The organism is Puniceibacterium confluentis (assembly GCF_007923445.1).
Classification (GTDB): domain Bacteria; phylum Pseudomonadota; class Alphaproteobacteria; order Rhodobacterales; family Rhodobacteraceae; genus Puniceibacterium; species Puniceibacterium confluentis.
In genome coordinates this window covers 42,999-64,422 of the sequence record NZ_VOJI01000007.1, presented here as the reverse complement: position 1 = coordinate 64,422, position 21,424 = coordinate 42,999, and the positions used below count along the sequence as shown (strand labels likewise).

Genomic DNA, 21,424 nt, shown 5'->3' with positions numbered 1-21,424 from the left:
GCTCAGGCGCTCCGCCGCGCGCGCATGGCGCGCCGCCGGGCCATTGCGTCGTTGCGGCTGGCAGCCCGGTCGTTCGCGGCGGCGGGCTCAGCGGCGGGGGCCTTGCCGGTTTCGGGCCCTGCAGTCAGCGTCGCAACACGTGCGGCCAGCGCCGAAAGCTGCGGGAACCGGAAGATGTCGGTGATCGACAGCTGCGCCGCCCCCAGTCTGTCGCGGATCATCCGGTGCGCCTGAACCGCCAGCAGGGAATGCCCGCCAAGGTCAAAGAAGCTGTCGCGCCCGGTGATGCCCTGCACCCCCAGAACGTCAGACCAGATGGCGGCAATACGCACTTCGGTGTCGGGCGACCCCTTGCCCGCAGCGGGGTGCGGCACTGCCGTTTCGGCGACCTTGACCAGCGGCGCCGCGGCGGCCTTGGCTGGCAGCGGCTTTGGCAGGTTGCCACGGTCGACCTTCTTGTTCGGCGTCAGCGGAAAGGCATCGAGGCGCATCAGCCGTTGCGGCACCATGTACTCCGGCATCCCCTGCCCCAGCGCCGCGCGCAAAGCCGTCTCGTCGACCGGCGCGTCCGATGTGTAATAGCCGACCAGCCGCATGTCGCCGGGCGTATCCTCGCGGGCCGAAACCACCGCCTGGCGGATCGCGGAACGGGACTCCATCGCGGCCTCGATTTCGCCCAGCTCGATCCGGTGGCCGCGCAGCTTGATCTGAAAATCGACGCGCCCGACAAAGTCTATGCGGCCGTCGGCGCGACGGCGGACCAGATCGCCGGTGCGGTACATCCGCCCGGAATGAAACGGATTGGGCAAAAAGCGTTCCGCGGTCAGTTCGTCCCGGTTCCAGTAGCCGCGCGTCACACCGTCACCGCCGATCCAAAGCTCGCCGGGGGTGCCGACGGCCACGGGGTTCCGCGCCGCATCGAGCACGTAAAGCTGTGTATTGGCTATGGGGCGGCCGATGTTGACCACGCCGTCCTGCGGTGCTGCCGGTTCCACCGAGGACCAGATTGTCGTCTCGGTCGGGCCGTACATGTTCGTCATGCTGGCATCGGTGAGTTTGGCGAATTCCGCCACCAGCGCGCCGGGAAGCGGTTCGCCGCCCAGAAACAGGTGCCTGACCCGGCCCAGCGCGAAACGCGCCTCGTCATTCATCGCGATCATCCGGGCCATCGACGGCGTGCATTGCAGATGCGTCACCTCATGCCGCAGGATCTGCGCCGCGATCGAATGGTCGTCGTCGGGCAGCGAGCGGTTCAGGTTGGCACGGCGCAGCACCTCCGCCAGCGGCTTCAGCCCCTCAAGCACGGTGTCGGTGGCAATGCCGTAGTCAATCAGGCAGGCGATCTCGGTCACACCGATCTTTTTCAACGCTTCTGTGCGCTCCAGCGCATCCTCGACAGTGCCGAACAGGCCGGAGTCGTTGAAATAGCGTTCGAAGGCAAAATCCAGAATACCGTCCATCTCCTCCGGTTCCAGCGATCCAAGGTCAAGCTGGAACGGGTTTGTCACCCCTTCGGGTTTCTTGAACGCCGGGAAGGCCCAGGCATATTGCTTGATCAGACCGGCCGCCGAGCGCAGGTAATTCTTCATCGGCTCGCGGGCGATCTCTTTGGCCTCCTCGCGTGTCCCGGCAAGATAGCTGTGCAGCATCAGGGTGACGCTGTGGTCCTTTGGGTCGTGGCCTGCCGCGCGCAGCGCAGCGTGATAGAGTGTGATCTTGCCCGCGACCTCCTCAACCGTCTGGCCCAGCAGGTGGGTGAGAACATTGCACCCCAGATTACCGGCCTCTTTCCAGGTGTCGGGATTGCCGGCAGTGGTCACCCAGACCGGCAGTTCCCTGGACACCGGACGCGGCTGTGTCACCACTTCGTGCAGGGTGCCATCCTGCTTGGGAAAGGCCACCGCCTCGCCCCGCCACAGCTTGCGCACGGTCTCGATTGACTCGATCATCGCGGCCTTGTTTTCCGGCGGCGTGTTCTCGGGGCGCAGGACAAAATCGTCGGGCTGCCAGCCCGAGGCAATGGCCATGCCGGCCCGACCGCCGGTCAGGTTGTCGATGACGGCCCATTCCTCGGCAATCCGGGCCGGGTGGTGCAACGGCGCGACACAGCTGCCGCCGCGCACACCGATGTTCCGGGTCACGGCAGCCACGGCGGCGCCGGTGACGGACGGATTGGGATAGAGACCGCCAAAGGCATGAAAGTGGCGTTCCGGCGTCCAGACGGCACAGAACCCGTTCTGGTCGCCGAACTTCGACCCTTCCAGCAGCAGGCGGTACTTGTCACGTCCGGGGCCGTCGTCGCTGCCCCAGTAGTACAGCGAAAATTCCATGCCGCCGGATGTCGGCAGCGGCCCGTTCGAGATCAGCCCGCGATCTTCATCCGAGGTCAGCACGACCTTGAACCCACGTGCGGTGGTGTAGAACAGTTCCAGCACCGAGATGTCGAAGGACAGGCTGGTGACCGCCAGCCAGGTGCCGCCGGGCTCGGCCACGCAGGCATCCATCCCGGCATAGAAATTGGCAACATTGCGGTGCTCGATCATCACGCCCTTGGGCGTGCCGGTCGAGCCGGAGGTATAGATCAGGTAGGCCAGGTGGTCCGGGGTGCTGGTCTCTGGCAGGTTGGTCTCGGGCGCTGTGTCCAGACGCGGATCGCGGTCGATCAGCAAGTGCTGCGCGTCCTGCGGCGGCAATTGGGCGACCAGCGCGGACTGCGTGACGATGACCGGTGCGCCGCTGTCGGCGATGAAATGCGCCAGGCGGTCGGCCGGATAGGATGGATCCATCGGCAGATAGGCCCCCCCGGCCTTGAGGATCGCCAGAGCGGCAACCATCAGGTCGATGGAGCGGCGGCAGCAGAGGCCGACAACGGTGTCGGGTGTCACACCCATCTGCATCAGCACATGCGCGGCCCGGTTGGCGCGGGCGTTGAGCTGTGCATAGCTCAGCGTCGTGCCCTCGAACACCAGGGCCGGAGCCTCGGGGGTGCGGGCGACCTGGGCTTCGAACAGGCGGTGCATGGTCTGCGGCGCAACCTCGGTGTCGGTCACGTTCCAGCGGTTGAGCACCAGATCCCGTTCGGCCTCGGGCAGCAGGCTCAGGGTCGCAAGATCAGTGTCCGAGCAAAGCTGCGCCGCAAGGAATTCGAGCCGCGCGGCAACTAGCGCGGCGTGGTCCGGCGCCAGTCTGGCCGCGTCGAACCAGAGCAGGCCCGTGTCCGGCGCGATGGTCACAACCGTGCCCGCGATCATTCCGCCGCCCTCGGACAGGCCGATGTCCGGGGTCGCGGGCCAGCCCAGCGCCGGGTCGCGCAGCGGCAGATCCGCGGCAATGCCCGCGCGTCGTTTCACGCCGTCAATCGCCTGTGTCAGCCCCTCGCGGAAATCCGTGACTGTGGCGGCCCCGGGCAGGCGCACCGGCACCCAGGGCAGGACCAGGCCGGAGCGCGACAGGTCTGACAGCGCGGCGTCCGCGTAGGCGATGGCGCAGCCGACGCTGTCACCCTGCCGCGCGGCCCAGATCGCCACCACCTCGGCGCTGACACCCGAAAGCCGCAGGCTCTGGGGTCGGGCCGGGGCATCGGTTGTCGCCGCGCCGGCGAGTTCGACCGGCAGCAGGTCCGCCAGCCCGGCGCGCCAGAACCTGTCGTTCTGCGCCACCGCGCGCAGGTCGCCTGTTTCCGGCAGGCCGGCCAGATCACCGACGGCGCAGACCTGCGCCGGATCGGCGGGCGTGCCATCCCGGTGCCGCAGGTCGCTTAGGATCAGGGATCCCGTGCCACAGGCCAGTGTCAGCCGGTCCGAAGTGACGGCAAGCACCGTGCCGGGCGCGCCGATTTCGGTGCCGGTCTGCGCCGCGCCGACATGCCAGAACCTGCCGTCGATCCAGAACTTGGCGGTACAGAGCGGGTTCCAGTAACGTCCGTGATCCAGCGCCCGTACCAGGCGTTCGAGTTCGCGGGCGGGGCGGGTGAAGTCAAGGCAGCCGCCATGCGCCGGACGGTCGGCCAATGCGTGCAGGCGGCGCTGGCTCGGATCCTGCGGACACCGCTGGGGGTTGCCGGTTTCAAGCTGGTCGATCAGCTCGCCGAAAGAGTCGATCGCAGCCTCGAAACACTTGGCGTTCAGGGTCAGCGCGGTGTCGGTATCCGCAATGTCAAAGCCGCGCCGGGTCAGGACATCGCCCTCGTCCACGCCGCCGCTGATCATGTGCCAGGTGATGCCGTGACGTGTTTCGCCTTCGATCAGTGCCCACAGCGGCGCATTGAGCCCGGCATGGCGCGGCAGCGGACCATCGTGAAAGTTGACCGCTCCGCGCACCGGGCGGCTCAGAACATCGGCGGGCAGGATATCAAGGTTGGCGATGCTGAGCAGCCAGTCGAACGGCGCATCCGGCAGGCGCCGGGCCAGACCGGGACCGGGCGCGACGCTGCGCAGATCGCGGCCCTGCGCCCAGAGGGCGATTTCCGGGTTGCGGGTCACCACGGCGGCGATTGCGTGGCCACGCTCCAGCAGCTTTTCGCAACACTGCACCAGCAGGGATTCATTGCCGATCACAACACAGGTCATGGGGGTCATGGTTATCACTCCGCTTTGGCCCCGATCACCGTCCGGGCCGCAGGGCCTTGGAACTTCCCGGTCGCGGCGGGGCGCCGCAACAGAAATGCGAGGTCATGGATCAACAGGCTGCGCAAGAATTTTGGCGGATCGGCGGCGGGCTTCTGCTGGACCAGCCGCCGCACCCGCCAGAGCAGACCACCGCCGAGATGGGCGAGCGTCGCCAGTGCGGCATAGCCGCGGCCGTGGTTCTTCGAGAAATAGTGCCAGCGGCTGTCGAACCAGTAGCCGGGCATCCGGGTCCAGGTCTTCATCCCGGTCGAGACCGAACCGATATGTGCGACGTGGCTGTCGCGGACATAATGCGTCTGAAATCCGGCGCGGGCGGCCCGCAGACACAGGTCGGTTTCCTCGAAATACAGAAAGAAGCACTCGTCAAACAGCCCGATCCGGTCGAGCACGTCGTGGCGCATCAGCAACGACGCCCCGGCGAGCCAGTCGACCCGCCGCGTGGTGTCCGGCACCCCCAGCGGCACCTTGTGACGCTCCAGCAGACGCGAGACCGGACCAAGGCGGGCGGCACCTTCCAGCTCGGACAGGATCGAGGGAAAGCGGAAGGCGGTCACATGCGCATCGCCTTCGGGGCCGTGGATGTAGCTGCCGGCAAACCCGGCCTCCGGGTGGGTTTCGAGATGGTCGATCAGCCGCCGGATCGCACCGGGACCGGGAAAGGCGTCGGAGTTCAGGATATAGACATAATCCGGGTGGCTGCCGTCACCGAGACCTGCACGAATCCCCACATTGTTGCCCGCACCGAAGCCGCCGTTGACAGCGGATGCGACCAGGCGGATCGGAGCGCCCTGCGCCCAGGGGGCGCGCAGACCGGATTGCAGCGTTTCAAAGGAACCGTCCTGCGAGTCGTTGTCGACGACGATGATCTCGCCGTCGAGCCCTGCCATTTCCCGCCAGGCGGCCTGAACCGACCGCAGTGTCATCTCTGCGGTGCGGTAATTCAGCACGATGGTCAGGACACGGGGCTTTGACATGGGCTATTCTGCCGCGCGGGCGGGGAATTGCAATACCTCACCCTTGTGGTCAAACGCGGCCTCGGCCGTCAGGATCGCCTCTTTCATCAGGCTTGCCAGCACCCGGACGTTGGGCTCCAGCACCATGCTGTCATGATCGCCGGGCACTTCGTGCACATCAACGCCGGGCACATACTGGCCCCAGTCGTTGTCCGACAGCACATAGGCGCGCTGACTGTCGACAAGCCGGCCTCCGGACACGGTCCAGGTGCCGTGCTGCGGTGGACGGAACAGCACCAGCCGGCCATCCCACGGGCGCATCCTGTACTGCGCCACGGCAGAAAGGAACGCAGCCTCGATTTCGGCATTGTGAAAGCTGTGCTGGGTGTCGGTCTGGCCGGGGGTGCCGCGCCGTTTGGCAATTTCCCAGCGAATCCGGTTGCGGGCCCAGACAAAGGGGTAGGTCACGCCCTTGCGGCGAATTTCGTGCAGCTGGATCAGCATCCTGTCCCTGCGGCTCAGCGGGCGGCGTTGCGGCAGCGGCGTGTCCAGCAGCACGACCAGCGACACGGCGTCGCCCATCGCTTCCAGCTGCTGAGCGATTTCATAGGCAGTGATGCCGCCGCCCGAGAAGCCGCCCAGAAGATACGGGCCCTGAGGCTGCACCTGCTTCATTTCGGCGATGTAGTCGCGCGCGGCCGCGGCCAGGCTCTGATGCGGGGCCTCATCCCCATAGAGCCCACGCGCCTGCAGACCATAGAACGGCCGGTCGGCGCCCAGCAGATGCGCCAGGTGCCGCAGGTTCAGAACATTACCGAACATCCCCGCGACCAGGAAGAACGGCGTCCGCGCCCCGCCTTCGCCGTCATGCATCGCCACAAGATGTTTGTACCGGCGTTCCGGCCCGGTGGCCCTGGGCGCTGCTCCCGCGTCATTGCTTGCCCCTGTCCGCTCGGCGATCAGCGCAGCGCATTTGCGGATGGTCGGCGCCTCGAACAGGATCGAGATCGGAAATTCGATGCGATAGGCCTTTTTCACCATGGAAAACAGCCGCACGGCGATCAGGGAGTGACCCCCGAGGTCAAAAAAGCTGTCCTCGACCCCTGGGTCCGACACCCCGAGCAGGTCTTGCCAGAAGCCTGCCAACTGGCGCTCGATGTCCGTCTCCGGGGCCGCATAATCGCCGTCCAGCTGCGGGCGGTCAAACTTTTGCGTGGCGCCCGTTGCCTCGGTGGACTTCGCGGTCTGGCGGGTCAGCGCATCGATATCCATCGACGATACCACGACCTGCGGCAGGCCCAGCGACAGAGCGCGGGCAAAAGCCTCGGCACCCTCTGCCGGCAGGATCCCCTGTGACAGGTTGTGTTGCAGCCGCTCCTCGGCCGGGGACAGCGGCTGGCTCTGGCCATTCACCGGAGTGTCGAATTCGACCTCGGCACTGGTCAGGCGCGGCGCGGCGCGCAGGATGCTGCTGTCGGCCAGTCGGCGGATGGAAAACCCCAGGATCTCGACACAGACGGTGCCGTCGGGGGTGGCAAGAGTGATGTCGAAGCTGGCGCTCTCGCCATCGCTGCGGTTCTCGGCGGCGCTGCGCACCCAGCTGACGATGCGCGCGGGCAGCGGGTGATGGACCCGGACCCGGGTATAGGACACCGGCACCCAGAGATGAGTCGGCGTGTAATCCGGGATCAGTTCCATCGCCCAGCCGGTGGCGATGTCCATCAGCGCCGGGTGCAGCAGGTAATCCGTGTCGTCCTGCGCCGCCAGGGGCAGCGACAGATCGACGATACCTTCGCCCTGCCCCAGTGCGCGGGTGTCCAGAACCCGCCAGCGCGGACCGAATTTCAGATGCACTTCCTGCGCGGTCCGCAACTTGCCGCCGTCGGCGGCGTGCTGGGCGGACCCGCAACGTTTGCGGATGCCGGGCAGGTCCAGCCGCGCGGGCTGTGGCAGCGGCACAAGAGCCAGCGTCGCCTCGGCGGTCAGGACATGGCCGGGCCGTCCCTGATGGACGACGTCGCCCAGCACCTCGAACCCGTAACCGGCGTCACCGCGTTTCAGCCGCAGCCGGATGTCACGGGTCCCGTCGCCGGGCACCATCAGCGGGCGCAGAAAGGTCAGATCCCGGATTTCGAACGCGCCGGTTTCCCGCTGCGCCTTCAACGCGTGGGCGGCCAGCGTCAGATAACCGGTGCCGGGCAGCAGGGCATCGCCCTGGGCGGTGCGGTGTTCGTCGATGATCCAGTCGTCAGCACTGTAGCGCGCAGTGAACAGCCGGTGCCCCGCATCGTCAAAGGTCGCCTGATCAAGCAGCGGCACACCGGCGTCGGCCACCGGTGCCTTCGGGATTTCACCGGAACGGGCCGCAACCGCTTCTGCGGCCATGCCGACCTCGTTCCAGATGCCCCAGTTGATCGCCGTGACCCGGGTCCGGCCGCCGGCCCGTGCCCGGGCGAAGGCATTGAGATATTCGTTGGCGGCGACGTAATCCACCTGTCCGGCAGGCGCGGTCACGGTCGAGGACGAGGCGAACAGCGCCATCCACTCCAGCGTGCCGTCGGGGAACAGCTGATCCAGCACTTCGACGCCGTGGATCTTGGGTGTGAACACATCCTCGACCGAAGCCGGGGATTTGGTCAGCAGCGGTGCATCCGCGATCACCCCGGCGCCGTGAATGACGCCGGTGATCGGCCCGAAACGCCTGGTCCCGTCGTCCAGGACGCGCCGCATCTGGTCGAGGTTGCAGACATCGGCCGCCGCCGACATCACCGTGGCGCCGGCCTCTTCCAGCATCTGCACCGCCCGGATGCGGCGGGCGATGGTATCCTGCGGCGCGTGCCGGGAAAGGTAGTCGGGCCAGAGCCTGCGCGCGGGCAGGTCATGGCGCGCGACCAGGATCAGGTTGGCCCCGGCCCGGGCAAAGTTCTTGGCCAGTGTCAGGCCGATTCCGCCGAATCCGCCGGTGATGAGGTAGGTGCCCTGCACGAACACCGGCATCTGTGTCGCGCTCAGACGCAGCGGGCGCATGACACATTCGAACCGGCGGTCGCGCTGCGCGGCGATCCGGTCCGCCGGTGCCGAGAGCAGATCTTCGAGAACCTGATGGCAGAGTGCCCGCCGCGCGGTCTCCAGCGCCCGCATTGCGCCGTCGGCGTTCCAGAACCGCGCCTGTTTCCGTTGTGGCAGGACGACATCAAGCGTGGAGACAGTGAGCCCCGGCAGCTCCCGCGGGATCACCCGGGCCGGGCCCGCGATGGTGGACTTCGACGGATACGGCAGCGGTTCATCCCGAACCTGCGCGGCGCCGTTAGTGATCACTGACAGATGCAGCGGACGCGGCAGGTTTTCGTCGGCGACGGCCTGCGCCAGAAACAGCAGGGAATAGAACCCCTGCTCCTGCACCCGGTGGAAAAAGCTGGAGCCCGGGCGATGGGATTCGTCGCGGGTGACCATCCAGAAATGCGCGATCCGCGTCGGCACGTGGCCGCGCGCCTGCATGTCCTGCACCAGCAGGTCATACCCCTCGCGCCCACGCTCGGGCGCGATCACATAGGACTCGTCATCGAGGCAGGAAAACGTGTCTCCGGGCCGCACCTCGACCACCGAATGGCCCGCACCGCGCAACAGCGCTGCACAGTCCTGCGCGATGCCCGCATCATCCATGAACATCAGCCAAGTCTGCGGCTCTGCATCCGCCAGATTGTGCGCGACATCGACGTCGATCTCGGCGCTGCGGGGGCGCCAGACCGGCTGCCAGCCCCACCCGGCGACATCGTCGCTGCGCATCAGGTATTGCGGCGCGGCTTCGGTCTGCGCCGTGCCGGGTTCGATGAAATAGGGGGCCCGCTGAAAGGCATAGGTCGGCAGCGGCACACGGTTCCGCCGCGCCGTACCCCAGATCTGTGTCCAGTCGACATCGGCGCCCAGTGCCCAGAGGCGGCCAAGGGTTTCAAGGTGATACCGGTCGTCGCTGATATCCTCGTCCGGGTGGCGCAGCGACGACAGCACCTGCTGCCCCGGCACCGCACCGTGCTGGCGGGCCAGCGCGGACAGCGCCTTGCCCGGTCCCACCTCGAGAAAGATGCGGTTGTCCTGCGCAAGTGCGCCGATGCAGTCGGCAAAATGCACCGTGCCGCGCAGGTGTTCGACCCAGTAGTCCGGGCTGGTGGCCTGGGCGTCGGTCATCATCAGTCCGGTGCGGTTGGATGTCAGCGGGATCCTTGGCGGGCTCAGGTCGATGGACAGAAGATAGGCCCGGAATTCATGCAGGATCGGGGCCAGCATCCGCGAATGCGCGGCAATGTCGATGGGGATACGCCGACACTCGATATCCTGCGCCTTCAGCTGTTCCTCAAGCGCGTCCAGCGCGGCCTGAGGCCCCGATGCGACACTGAGCTCGGGCGCATTGACGGCCCCGAGGTCCAGATCGTCCCCGAGCATCGGGCGCAGCCGGTCCGCCGGAAGTCCGACCGAAAGCATGCCACCCGCAGGCACGGTATCAAACAGCCGTCCGCGCAGGTGGACAAGGCCGATGCAATCCTCGAACGACAGCACGCCGGCCACGCAGGCGGCGGTGTTTTCGCCCATGGAATGCCCGGCAAGAGCGGCCGGCTGAACGCCCCAGCTCATCCAGAGCCGGGCCAGCGCATATTCGACGATCATGATCAGCGGCAGTTGCAGCGAGGGCCGCGTCAGGGCGGCATCCGCCTGCTGGCGGTCCTCTTCTGCGGGCAGCCAGAGGCCGCGGATATCGGCGTCGTCAATCTCGGCCAGAACCTCGAGACCGCGATCCATCCAATCGGCAAAGACCGGCTCGGTTTCATACAGATCCCGGGCCATGCCGACGTATTGCGCCCCCCCGCCGGGAAACAGGAAGGCGACGTCAGGCGCATCCAGCGCGCTGTGGCTGTGAACCCGGCGCGGGGTGTCCTCATCCAGCAGGCGCGCGGCCTCCTGCGCCGTTTCCGCGACGATGATCCGGCGCTTTTCAAAGGCGCGGCGCCCTTCCTTGAGCGTAAAGGCCACATCGGCCAGCGGCTGGTCCGGGTTGGCGCGCAGATGCGCCGAAAGACGGCGGGCATTGTCGTCCAGCGCCTGCTTGCTGCGCCCCGACAGGGTCAGGATCTGAAAGGGCCAGTCGCTGGCCTCTGACGCGGCGCGGTCGGGCGCCTCTTGCAGCACGGCATGGGCGTTGGTGCCGCCAACCCCGAGACTGTTGACGCCGGCGCGGCGCGGACCGCCGCGGCGCGGCCAGTCGGACAGCCGGTCGTTGACGCGAAACGGCGATCCGTCAAAGGCAATCGCCGGGTTCGGCGCCTCATAGCCCAGCGAGGGTGGCATCTGGCGGTTGTGCAGCGCCAGACTGGTCTTGATCAACGAGGCCACGCCGGCGGCCGTGTCAAGGTGACCGATGTTGGTCTTGACCGAGCCAAGGCGGCAGAAATCCGCAGCGTCGGTGGTTTCGCGGAAGGCCTGGGTCAGGGCGGCCACCTCGATCGGGTCGCCGAGATAGGTGCCGGTGCCATGGCATTCGACATAATCCACCGTGTCGGCACTCACCCCCGCCACGGCCTGCGCCTCGGCAATCGCCTGCGCCTGACCGTCGACCGACGGCGCAAGGTAACCCGCCTTGGCCGCGCCGTCATTGTTGACCGCCGTCCCCTTGATCACCGCCCAGATGTGGTCGCCGTCGGCCACGGCGTCGGCCAGTCGGCGCAACACCACCACACCCGCACCCGACCCAAAGACCGTGCCCTGCGCCCGATGGTCAAAGGCGTGGCAGGCGCCGTCCGGCGACAGAATCTCGTTTTCCTTGTAGAGATAACCGCGGCCCTGTGGCAGTTCGATGGTCACGCCCCCCGCCAGTGCCATGTCACATTCGCCGTTCAGCAGCGCCTGCGCAGCGTAATGGGTGGCCACCAGCGAGGTCGAACAGGCGGTCTGAAGGTTGATCGACGGGCCGTGCAGGTCGAACACATGACTGGCCCGGGTGGTCATGAAATCCTTGTCATTGCCGGTGTGGCGCAGCAGGAACATCCCGGTGTTGTCCACCAGATCCGGGTTCGAGCAGACATTGAAGTAGAAGTAGCTGCCCATGCCGCAGCCGGCAAAGACGCCCACCGAGCCGTCGAAATTGTCCGGCACATGCCCGGCGTTTTCCAGCGCCTCCCAGGCGGTTTCCAGAAACTGGCGGTGCTGCGGGTCCATGATAGCCGCTTCTTTCGGACTGAAGCCGAAGAACTCGGCATCAAACAGCTCGAACCCGTCCAGCGGCGCCGCAAAGGGGACATAATTCTTGTGTCGGATCAGCCCGGGCGATTCCCCGGCGTCGCGCAGGTCCTCTTCGGAAAGGCGCCGGATCGACGAGACTCCGTCGCGCAGATTGCGCCAGTATTCGGCGATGTTGGCGGCGCCTGGCAGGTGGGCGGCCATGCCGACGATAGCGATGTCCGTATCACCTGAAGTCGCCTGTTCCAGATCTGCCGACATATACACAATCCCGCCTCGTAAACACTGCCCGGATAGTCCGGAAATGGGGATGAATTGCGGCAGATTTTAGACATCCCCGCAATAAAGCCCGATTTTCGCGGCATTCGCGCTGCCGCTGTTTCCCGCGCCCCGACAATACCGCCGAACGGCGGCATTGTCGGGGCCACCCGGTCTGGCCCTGCTCAGGCCGCCGCCCCGGCCAATGCGATGACTGCGGACCAGTTCCACCACAGCGCCCCGGCCGCCAGTGCCGCGCCGGCCACGGCAAATCCCAGATCATGCAGCGGGTCCCAGGCGCCGGTGCGCAGTGACAGCCAGACCACCACCGGGTACGCCAGCACCGTGGCCACCCCCTGCGCGACCACGGCACCGATCAGCCCGGCGAACTCGAGTCCGACCAGCAGGCAGGCGACCATCAGCGTCGCGCGGGCCAGCGCCAGCACAAAGAACCGCCGTGAATCCCCCGCCGCCAGCGCCGCCTGATCATAGGTCAGGACAAGGATCTGCGGCATCTGCATGCAGGCCAGCACCACCACGATGGCCCCGGCTGCGGCATAGCGGGCATCATACATGACCTCGACCAGCCAGACCCCCAGCGTGGCAAACACCGCGACCAGCAGCAGCAGCGCACCGGTGACCACACAGCGCATCTTGCGCAGCTCGATGAAGTTGCGGCGGCTGTCGCGCGGCGGGCGTTCGCGGTAAATCGGGATCAGAACCTTGCGGGTCATCATGCCCCCGAGAAGCAGCGGAAAGCTCGCCAGGAAATAGCCGATGTTATAGACCCCGAAGAGGTCGAGCGGCAGGTATTTTCCGACGATGATCTTGTCACCCTGGCTGATGAAAAAGCCGCAGACGGTGGACAGAAAGATCCACTTGCCGAAATTGATCAACTCGTCCGCCGCCGCACGTTCCCAGCGCAGGCGGTTGTGATCGCCGGGCAGGAACCGGGTATAAAGCACCAGCTGAACCGTCTGGCTGATGAGGCCGCTGATCACCAGTGCCCAGACCGATCCGGTGGTCCAGGCCAGCAGCACCGCGCTGACCACGCCGGACAGCTGGACAAACACGTCCAGGAACGTCACCCGGCCCAGCATCAGGTGCCGGTTGGCGGTGTCCAGCCGCGTCGGGTTGAACCCGGCGATGATCAGCGTCACCGCCGACACCGGCACGATCCACATCAGCAGCGGTTCGTCGTAAAACAGCGACATCGGCCAGGCCAGCAGACAGGCAACCGCCCAGAGGCAGAAACCGCGCACCACCTGAATGGTCCAGGCGGTGTCAAGAAAATCCCTGTCGTCGCCCCGCTTGCTCTGCATGATGGCGGGGGTGACACCGACGTCCGAGAAATTCATCAGTCCCTGCATCACCACCATCACCAGCGCCATCATCCCGAAGGCCTCGGGAAACAGCAGCCGCGTGAGGATCAGGTTCGAGGCCAGCCGCACGATCTGGCTGAAGCCAAAGCCGCCCAGCGTCAGAAACGAACTGCGCAGCGCGCGGGCCGTCAGGGACGTGCCGCTGAACTTGGCAAACAGGACTGCGCTCATCTTCCTCGGCTCCAATCGGCGGCCTGCCCAGGGGTCAGCCGCACCAGAAGGGCGACACCCGCATAGACGGCAAACCCCAGGGGATCGCGCAGGGCAAGCGCAATCTTGCGCCGGATCGGAAACGCCGGCTTGTCGTCGTTGCGCATCAGCTCGGGATAGAGCTTTGCCACCTCCCGAACTCCGATGTCCTGACGGCGCCGGACCCGCACCAGATTGGACCAGCCCTCTACCAGCGGCCAGTCGTATGCGGCCGCCACTTCGTGCCGTTCGCCGGGCGCAAAGTTCAACCGCACAAAGGTGTCGTCCGAGATGATGTCGGGCCAGTCACCCCAGCGGGCCCGACCCGCCGCGTTTGTCGCGAACAACCCGCAGCCCGGAACGCCATGAGTCATGAAGGGCACCTGGGTATAGATCCGTGCATAGGCGCGGCTGGCCAGTGTCTCTGGCCGCGGAATGCGGACCGTGCCGCTGGCATAACGCGGCGCCGCCGCGTCCAAAGCGGCATGCAGCTCGGGCAGAACCCGCCGCCCCAGGATCACGTCGGCATCCAGATAGACCCTGACATCGGCGCGCGCGGCGGCGTCACCGGCATTGAGCGCACCAAGTTTGCCACCCGCTGCCAGGTCGAGCACCCGAAGCGCGCACCCGCGTGCGGCAAAGTCCGACGCCATCGCCCGCGCCACGGAAACCGTGCGATCCCGGCAGCCGTTGGCGACCACGACCACCTCGAACGGGGCGCTCCAGTCCGTGGCCAGGACCGCCCCGAGACAGGCCCCGATCAGGGCTTCTTCGTTGCTGGCAGGCAGGATGACGGACAGCAACGGGACTCTGTCGGCAAGGGGATCATTCATGGATCGTACCAAACGGGCCACACATTCTAAAAATTCACTGCCTCCCGCGCATCGCCATGACTGCTAACTATGGCCAAATGATGAAAACGTCTAAAATTTGTCACCAGATGTCGCGCTGCTGCGGCGGGAAATCATCAGAGGCCGACGGTTTGGGACATCCTTTGCGGATCGGGTATCTTGTGCCGCAATTTCCGGGACAGACCCACATCTTTTTTTGGCGTGAAATTCAGGCGCTCCAGGCTCTGGGTCACCACGTCGACATTCTGTCGACGACGCTGCCGCCGCACAAGCTGATTTCGCATGGCTGGTCACAAGAGGCGATCGCGCGCACGACCTATCTGGGCAAGCCCGACGTGTCGGCCATGTTCGCCGCGATCGGTCGCCTGACACCGCGCGGCCTGCCGCTCTGGATGGCGCAGGGGGGGGCGACATTCGCCAGGGACGTGACGCTGACCCTGTCGGCAGCCCAGCAACTGCTGCACCACGCGCGGGCGCAGGAGCTCGACCACGTCCATGTGCACTCCTGCGGCCGGGCGGCGATCATCGCGGCCCTGGCACAGCGCATGGGGGGGCCGTCCTATTCGCTGACCCTGCACGGTCCGCTGTCGGATTACGGCCCCGGCCAGCGCTTCAAATGGCAGCGCGCCGCCTTTGCCACCATCATCACCGAGCAGCTTCTGGCAGAGGTGCAGGAGTCGCTTGCCGGGTATTTGCCCGACCGGCTGGTGGTGCAGCCGATGGGGGTGGACATCGACGTTCTGCGCCGTCCCGCGCCTTATGTGCCGCCCGTGCACGGCAAGCCGGTCAAGGTGTTCAGCTGCGGGCGGCTGAATGTGGTCAAGGGGCATCAGGACCTGATGCAGGCCATGCGGCTGCTGCTGGATCAGGGCGTGGACGTGCGGCTTGAAATTGCCGGCGAGGATGATGCCGGCGGCACGGGGTATCGCCCGGTGCTGGAAAAGACGCTCAAGGATCTGCATCTGCGCGACCATGTCAAACTGCTGGGCGCCGTCAGCGCCGACACAGTGCGTGACAAGCTTTTCGAAGCCCATGTCTTTGCGCTTGCCAGCTGGCACGAACCTTTGGGTGTCGCCTACATGGAGGCAATGGCCTGCGCTGTGCCCACCATCGGCACCGAGGCCGGCGGCGTGCCGGAACTGATCGTCGATGCGGTGTCGGGAAAACTCGTGCCGCCGCGCAATCCCCGCGCCATGGCCCAGGCGATCCGCGATCTGGCCAACGACCCCGACTCTGCGGTGCGCCTGTCGGCAGGCGGCCGGGCGCGGATCGAGGCCCGATTTACCACAAAGGCCGGCGCGGCGGCGCTTGCGGCCGAAATCGCCCGGGTGGCCGCTCCCGTCCCGAATGGCGCCTCCGGCGGCATCACTGCCCGTCAGGCTTAGCTCCTGCAAACTGCACGGCTTCGATATGCATCAGGGTGGTCACGCCGTCCGGGCCGCGGGCCAGCGTACGTGCACCGTCCGTGGTGATCTCGTAATCAGACGGCTGCCCCGGCAGGATCGCCAGATCCTGCCCCTCGGCGCCGTTCAGGTGATCCGCACCGCCCCCCGAGACCAGCGTATCCGCACCAGGTCCGCCGATCAGGATATCCTCTTGCGCGGTGCCCTCCAGCCGAGCGGCAACCGCGCCGGAATACAGCAGCACACCGTCCGCGAAAGCAGCGGCGTCCCGGTGTTCCCAACCATCCGGCGCGGCGACGTCAAAGGCCATCAGCGCGTCCCAGCGCGGATTGGCATCGCTCAAGTGCCGCAGCGCCCCCCAGCTGCCCCATTTGCCGGGGGCCGCGACATCGACAAAGGCGTTGAAAAGGTGCCCACCCGCCGCGCTCCAGCCGGTCAACAGGTCGCCGTACAGCGCCGCCATCTGTGGTGTGTAGTTGAGCATGGTGAAAAACCCGGTCAGCCGGTCGTCGTTCACCGTATCGCCATGGGCGGTGACATGACTGCCGCCCTCATACATGATCAGCTCCAGTCCGGACTTGCGGGCGACGTCGGCATGATAGGGCCAGATCTCGGTCAGGATTTCCCGCACCGATCCGTCGCGCAGCGCCCCGATGACCGGTTCGATGGCACCGTCGAACCGGTGCGCGCTGACATACTCGCGCAAGGCAACCCGGCGCAGGCCCTGCGCTGCGCCATCCTGCCGCGCCTGCGCTTCCGAAGCGTCCAGCCAGCCGCCAAGCTGCGCCGCCATGTCCGGCCCGCCGATCTCATGGCCAAAGTATCCGCTGACGGCGTAGGCATCAAAGCTGTCCTGCGGCATGTGCCCCAGTTCCAGAAACCCGAGCGGCGATTGCAGAACCGACTCCTCCAGCCCCGGCCAGCCGGTGTGGGTCGAAATCACCCGCACCAGCCGATCCTCGGCTTCGGCTCCGAACACCCCGGTCCAGATGTCCATCACCTGTGCGGCGCGCAGACCATAGAACTGCATCCAGCCGGTTTCACTCTCGCCCCAGCGCGCGACGGCCTGCTCTCCGGCCCAATGGGCCTGTGGAAACAGGAAATTCCAAACCTCGTTGGAGTATTCCACATAGACCTTGAGCCGCGGATCCAGGGTGTCGCGCACCTGCGTCGCGAAGGCGCGGACATAAGCGTCATCCGCCATGTGCGGTACGGAAAACCAGGGATCGGCGCCGATCTGGTTGGCCAGTGCCAGCATCACCGACACCGGCACGCCGCGCGCGGCATAGGTGTAATCGCTGACTCTGGGACGGTCCTCCCAGGATTTGGCCGAGGCGCCGTTGGTGAACATCCAGTCCATGAAGCGCACGGCGCGCAGGTCCCTGATGCGGGCGATCCAGTCGGGATTGAAGAGCACGCCCGTTTCCCACAGCGGCAGCATGTCCTGCCGCAGGATGCGGATGTTGCGGATCGGGTCGGCCTCGTTGACCGCACTCAGCGAGACACCCACCAGACCTTCGCCGGGTTCGTAGTGAAAGCTGATCTGCCCCGGAGTCCTGTGGACCCGGCTGGCCCGACCGGTCAGGCTGATCTGCGCCTCTCCGTCGTACCGCAGCACATAATCCCCGCGCAGATGCACCGCCTCGACCGGTTGATCGGTCAACAGGACCGCTTCGAGCCGGTCGACACCCGGAGGCATGCGCAGCGGCCAGCCTTCGGGCGACAGATGGCCCCCGGCGCGCAGCTCCTCCGCGCCCACGCCCCCCCACTGCCCGGGCAGGTGCCCGACCCAGGGCCGGGCGGTTTTCATCAGATCCAGAAACGGATGTTGCGTCGACCAATCCGAAATGCCGTTCAACCCCATCGCAAGCGCCGGAATATCCCGGCGGCTGTCGGGCCCGGCGACGGGCATCACCGCCGCTGTTTCCGCGCCGGGCGCGCCGGTGTCCGTGGCCGCAGGCTGTAGCGCCGCCCTGTCCACCGATGTGGCGCTGTCGCGCGGCGTCGGCGCGAAGGCCTGCGTCAGGCCCGGGCTGATGCGGTCCCAGATATGCTGGCGCAGTGCGCCGTAGTGCGCCGCGATCCGAGGGTGAAGGGTGTCGGGGACCTCAAAATCGGCGGGTGGCGGCGCGTGATAAAGCCCGGCATAGGTCACGAGGGCAGCAAGGAAATACAGGTTGGCGGTGCCATGCGGGGCGTCATCGGAATAAAACACCGTGGCATCCAGATCCGCCAGCGGCCCGTCCTGCATCAGAGACGACAGGGTCGACGAGACGGGCAACAGGGAAATGTCCTGTCCGGGCCGCTGCTCGCGCAGATGCGCGACATAGTCGACGTACCAGTCCTGATACGCGCCCTGGTTGAAGGTGTGGTAATCGGCAAGCTCCGACCGGGACGGGGGAAAGCGGCGGATCCGCCCGGCCATGTCTGACCACCCCTCGTAGACGATCACCCGGGCCTGCGGCGCGGCACCGGCGATCCAGTCCAGCAGCCCAAGCGTGGCCGTCACCGGTGTGGCGCCCGCAGGATTGTCGCCGTCATAGGGCCGGTCCGCCGACTGATACTGGATGAAATTCGTCGGGTTGATCAGAACCGTGTCGATCCCGGCACTGGCAAAGTCTCGGCCGCGGGGGATTGCCGCTGGCACACCGGCGATGCTCCAGTTCGGCGCGGGCGGCAGGGTGCGGGTAAAGTCGCGCAGCGTGCCCCACTGGCCATCCACGGCCAGAACCCGGCCATCGGCCCGGGCCAGCCGCTGCAACCAGACCGGAACGTTGGTGTCTGCCCCACCCTCGAGGTAGTGCACCAGACTGTTGGCAAACATGTAAACACGAACCGCGTCACGCTCTTCGGCGCGGCCGGCGGTGACACTCAGCAGGACCAGCGCCACTGCGCCAATGAACGAAGGACCCAGGCGCATCGGCAGACCTTTCTCAAGTGCTTTGCCTCAGCATATGGGATCGCGGCGCCCGCGCTCAATGATTTCTCGGTGAACGGCGCCCGGAGAGCGACAGTCCGGCGCCCTGCACCGGACTGTCGCTTTCAAATCGGCGTGCAGTCACCGGTCATCAAAGCTGTCGCCATCATCCGCATCTGTGGCCAGCCGTGTCTCGACCTTGTTCTGCGACGACTCCGCGGATGTTTCCGGCGCTTCGGCCGCCGCTGTCCCTGCCTTGGGCGAACCCGGCTCGGCCAGCCGGATGGGCTGGGTGCTGCCGTCCTTGGCCTCGCCAAAGTAGATGGTCTGATGCGGGAACGGGATTTCGATGCCGCGCTCGTCGAAGACCCGCTTGAGAATCTCGTTATAGGCGCGTCCCACCCCCCACTGACTGCCCGGAAGCGTCTTGATCCGCGCCCGGCAGATCACCGCACTGTCACCAAAGGCGTTCAGCCCGAACCATTCAAGATCCGCCGTGATCAGCGCACCCTGCTCGGGATCGCTGCGCAGTTCGTCAAAGCAGTCCAGCATTGCCTGCTTCACCTCGCTGACATTCTCGCGGTAGGCGACGCCCATGTCGCAGACAAAATACGAAAAATCGCGGGTGTAGTTGCTGACCATATCCACGGACGAGAACGGGATGATGTGGAAGACACCGTTCACATCCCGCAGCGACACCGACCGCACCGTCAGCTTTTCGACACCGCCGGTGGTGCCGCCGACGGTGATCACATCGCCGACATTGATTGCATTCTCGAACTGGATGAAGACCCCGGTGATGATGTCCTGCACCATCTTCTGCGCGCCAAAGCCGATGGCCAGACCCAGCACCCCCGCGGATGCCAGGAGCGGCCCGATGTTCAGCCCGATTTCCGACAGGCAGAACATCAGCGTCAAGACGAAGATCGCAATCGTCGCTGCGTTGCGCAGCAGGGTCAGCAGGGTTCTTTCCCGCGCCGTCGGAATCGATCCGTAGTCGGGGTTCAGCCGGAAATCGACCCAGGAGGTCATCGCCAGCCAGATCGCATAGGCAACCAGCAACACCAGAAACACCGAAACTGCCGTGCCGGTCAGCGTGAGGCCGATCTGGCTTTCCATCCAGCCGCGCAGCCCGATCAGACCGATGATGTTGAAGATATACAGCACCACCAGCGCCGCCACGAAATACCGCAGCAGCAGCAGTACGCGCGGAATGAAGCGGTTCAGCCGGGGTTGCAGCAGCGGAAGCTTCCGGCTCAGGTCTTCGGGCAGGTAGATGCCGTTCGAAATGGTTTTGGACAGCGCGCCGGTGATCATCGACGCCAGCAGCACCGCCAGCGCGATCTTGCCCGAGGCGGCAAGATATGCGGTCACAACGTCTGTGGGCTGGCTCATCACCACGATGAACATGAACCCGAGATAAGCCAGTGCGAACCAGTGCCAGTGCCGCGCCAACGGTCCGATCGCACCTTGAATCCGCCGCTCGGTTTCGTCGAGCATGTCCGGGCCGGTATCGGTCGGGTCCTCCGGACCGGTGTCGGCCACGACGGGCGGCGGCGCCATGCGGTCGCGCAACCAGCCGGCCACCGCCTGACGATGCATGATCACCGAGGTGATCAGGCACAGCAGCACGATCACCGACAACAGCGCCGAAATCGCCAGTCCGGCCGCAAACGACGCGTTCTGATTGATGAGCGGCACGACAAGCAGCTGCCCATAGCCCAGAATGCTGACCACCACGTTGACCAGCCGGTTCAGGTGCCGCGCGGCGCGGTTGCTGATCGGGATCAGCCGCAGCCCGCCAGAGGAGGGCGACAGCACTGCGCGCATCGCCACCTTGACCAGTTCGACCAGCAGGAAGGCGTTGAGATAGAGCGTCTGGCGAAATCCGATCTGACCGAATTCCCCCAGAGCAAGGAGGGTGACCGCATAGCCGATGGCCCAGGCCACCACCACGGTCAGGGCATCAATCAGAACCGAGCCGGCAAAACGCAGAGCATTGCCGATGAATGTCCCGTCCTGCGCCCGATTGCCAAACGATTTGAACAGCGGAATCGTCAATGTCCTCAGCGTCAGGAACACCGCCACCGTCAGGACGATGACCAGCAGCAGGCTTTGCCCGGCTTCCAGCAGCACCGCAAATTCTCCGCCCTGAAAGCCGTCAAACACGCTGCCGGTGCCCTGCAGGCTGTTCCAGGCCGAAATCGCCTGTGACGCGATCTTTTCCGCGATGGTCTGGGTGATCACCGCAATCCGCCCGCCCAGCGAGACGATGCTGTCTTCGATCGAATTGCCCGCATCCGCGCCCGCTGAAGAGTCGCTGGATGCGGGAACGGCCTCGGGCAACTGTCTTTCCAGCTCGGAGATCAGTTTCTCACGGGCGGTATCGTCCTTGAGCACCTCGAGAAGGCTCTGCAGCGGATCGGGTTCTGCCGTGGCTTCGGCGCCGGTGTCGGCACTGTCGGAAACGGCCGTCGAAGGCAGCAGCCCCTGTGCCAGAACCGGCGCGGTTGCCGCGACCCAAAGTCCCAGGACGAGCATGAGGCCAAACAAGCTGCGAAGAAAATGACATGGCAAACGGTGTGGAAACTGCACGAATTGGGCCTCATTTTTTT

General features: G+C 66.0%; 8 protein-coding genes. 1 reads left to right on the top strand and 7 read right to left on the bottom strand.

Going from position 1 to position 21,424, the window contains the following annotated elements; translation table 11 throughout:
- Nucleotides 1-2: 2 nt before the first annotated feature.
- The 5 genes from FOY53_RS09710 to FOY53_RS09690 all read right to left on the bottom strand — a co-directional run bounded on the left by FOY53_RS09710 (nt 3) and on the right by FOY53_RS09690 (nt 14,471).
- Complete coding sequence (locus tag FOY53_RS09710; RefSeq protein ID WP_146588226.1) at nt 3-4,577, bottom strand: MupA/Atu3671 family FMN-dependent luciferase-like monooxygenase; 4,575 nt, start codon at nt 4,575-4,577, stop codon at nt 3-5.
- A gap of 5 nt (nt 4,578-4,582) precedes the next feature.
- Nucleotides 4,583-5,602, bottom strand: coding sequence for a glycosyltransferase family 2 protein (locus tag FOY53_RS09705; RefSeq protein WP_146588224.1), 1,020 nt, complete (start codon nt 5,600-5,602; stop codon nt 4,583-4,585).
- A 3-nt stretch (nt 5,603-5,605) separates the two neighbouring features.
- Nucleotides 5,606-12,070 carry a type I polyketide synthase gene (locus FOY53_RS09700; protein ID WP_186766561.1) on the bottom strand — a complete coding sequence of 2,155 codons (6,465 nt, stop codon included), beginning with the start codon at nt 12,068-12,070 and terminating at the stop codon, nt 5,606-5,608.
- Between the two features lie 182 nt (nt 12,071-12,252).
- Complete coding sequence (locus FOY53_RS09695) at nt 12,253-13,620, bottom strand: oligosaccharide flippase family protein (protein WP_146588221.1); 1,368 nt, start codon at nt 13,618-13,620, stop codon at nt 12,253-12,255.
- Nucleotides 13,617-14,471: a glycosyltransferase family 2 protein gene (locus tag FOY53_RS09690; protein ID WP_146588220.1), complete on the bottom strand. Its 855-nt coding sequence runs from the start codon at nt 14,469-14,471 to the stop codon at nt 13,617-13,619. Before FOY53_RS09690 ends, FOY53_RS09695 begins: the two co-directional genes overlap by 4 nt.
- Before the next feature lie 161 nt (nt 14,472-14,632).
- On the opposite strand from FOY53_RS09690, the gene epsE reads away from it, so the two are divergent.
- The gene (gene epsE / locus FOY53_RS09685; RefSeq protein WP_146588491.1) at nt 14,633-15,874 is read left to right on the top strand and encodes an exopolysaccharide biosynthesis GT4 family glycosyltransferase EpsE; all 1,242 of its coding nucleotides are present in this window, start codon (nt 14,633-14,635) and stop codon (nt 15,872-15,874) included.
- Here the strand turns inward: epsE and FOY53_RS09680 are convergent.
- A complete protein-coding gene (locus FOY53_RS09680; protein WP_146588218.1) occupies nt 15,855-18,812 on the bottom strand; it encodes a calcium-binding protein in 2,958 nt (985 codons plus the stop codon). The two genes, epsE and FOY53_RS09680, sit on opposite strands and share 20 nt — an antisense overlap.
- A 138-nt stretch (nt 18,813-18,950) precedes the next feature.
- Entirely contained in the window at nt 18,951-21,350 is a 2,400-nt protein-coding gene (locus FOY53_RS09675; RefSeq protein ID WP_146588216.1) for a mechanosensitive ion channel domain-containing protein, read from the bottom strand.
- Nucleotides 21,351-21,424 lie beyond the last annotated feature (74 nt).

Coding starts and splice junctions, on each gene's coding strand:
- FOY53_RS09710 (WP_146588226.1), bottom strand. CDS start 4,577: ATGACCCCCATGACCTGTGTTGTGATCGGCAATGAATCCCTGCTGGTG.
- FOY53_RS09705 (WP_146588224.1), bottom strand. CDS start 5,602: ATGTCAAAGCCCCGTGTCCTGACCATCGTGCTGAATTACCGCACCGCA.
- FOY53_RS09700 (WP_186766561.1), bottom strand. CDS start 12,070: ATGTCGGCAGATCTGGAACAGGCGACTTCAGGTGATACGGACATCGCT.
- FOY53_RS09695 (WP_146588221.1), bottom strand. CDS start 13,620: ATGAGCGCAGTCCTGTTTGCCAAGTTCAGCGGCACGTCCCTGACGGCC.
- FOY53_RS09690 (WP_146588220.1), bottom strand. CDS start 14,471: ATGAATGATCCCCTTGCCGACAGAGTCCCGTTGCTGTCCGTCATCCTG.
- FOY53_RS09680 (WP_146588218.1), bottom strand. CDS start 18,812: ATGCGCCTGGGTCCTTCGTTCATTGGCGCAGTGGCGCTGGTCCTGCTG.
- FOY53_RS09675 (WP_146588216.1), bottom strand. CDS start 21,350: ATGCTCGTCCTGGGACTTTGGGTCGCGGCAACCGCGCCGGTTCTGGCA.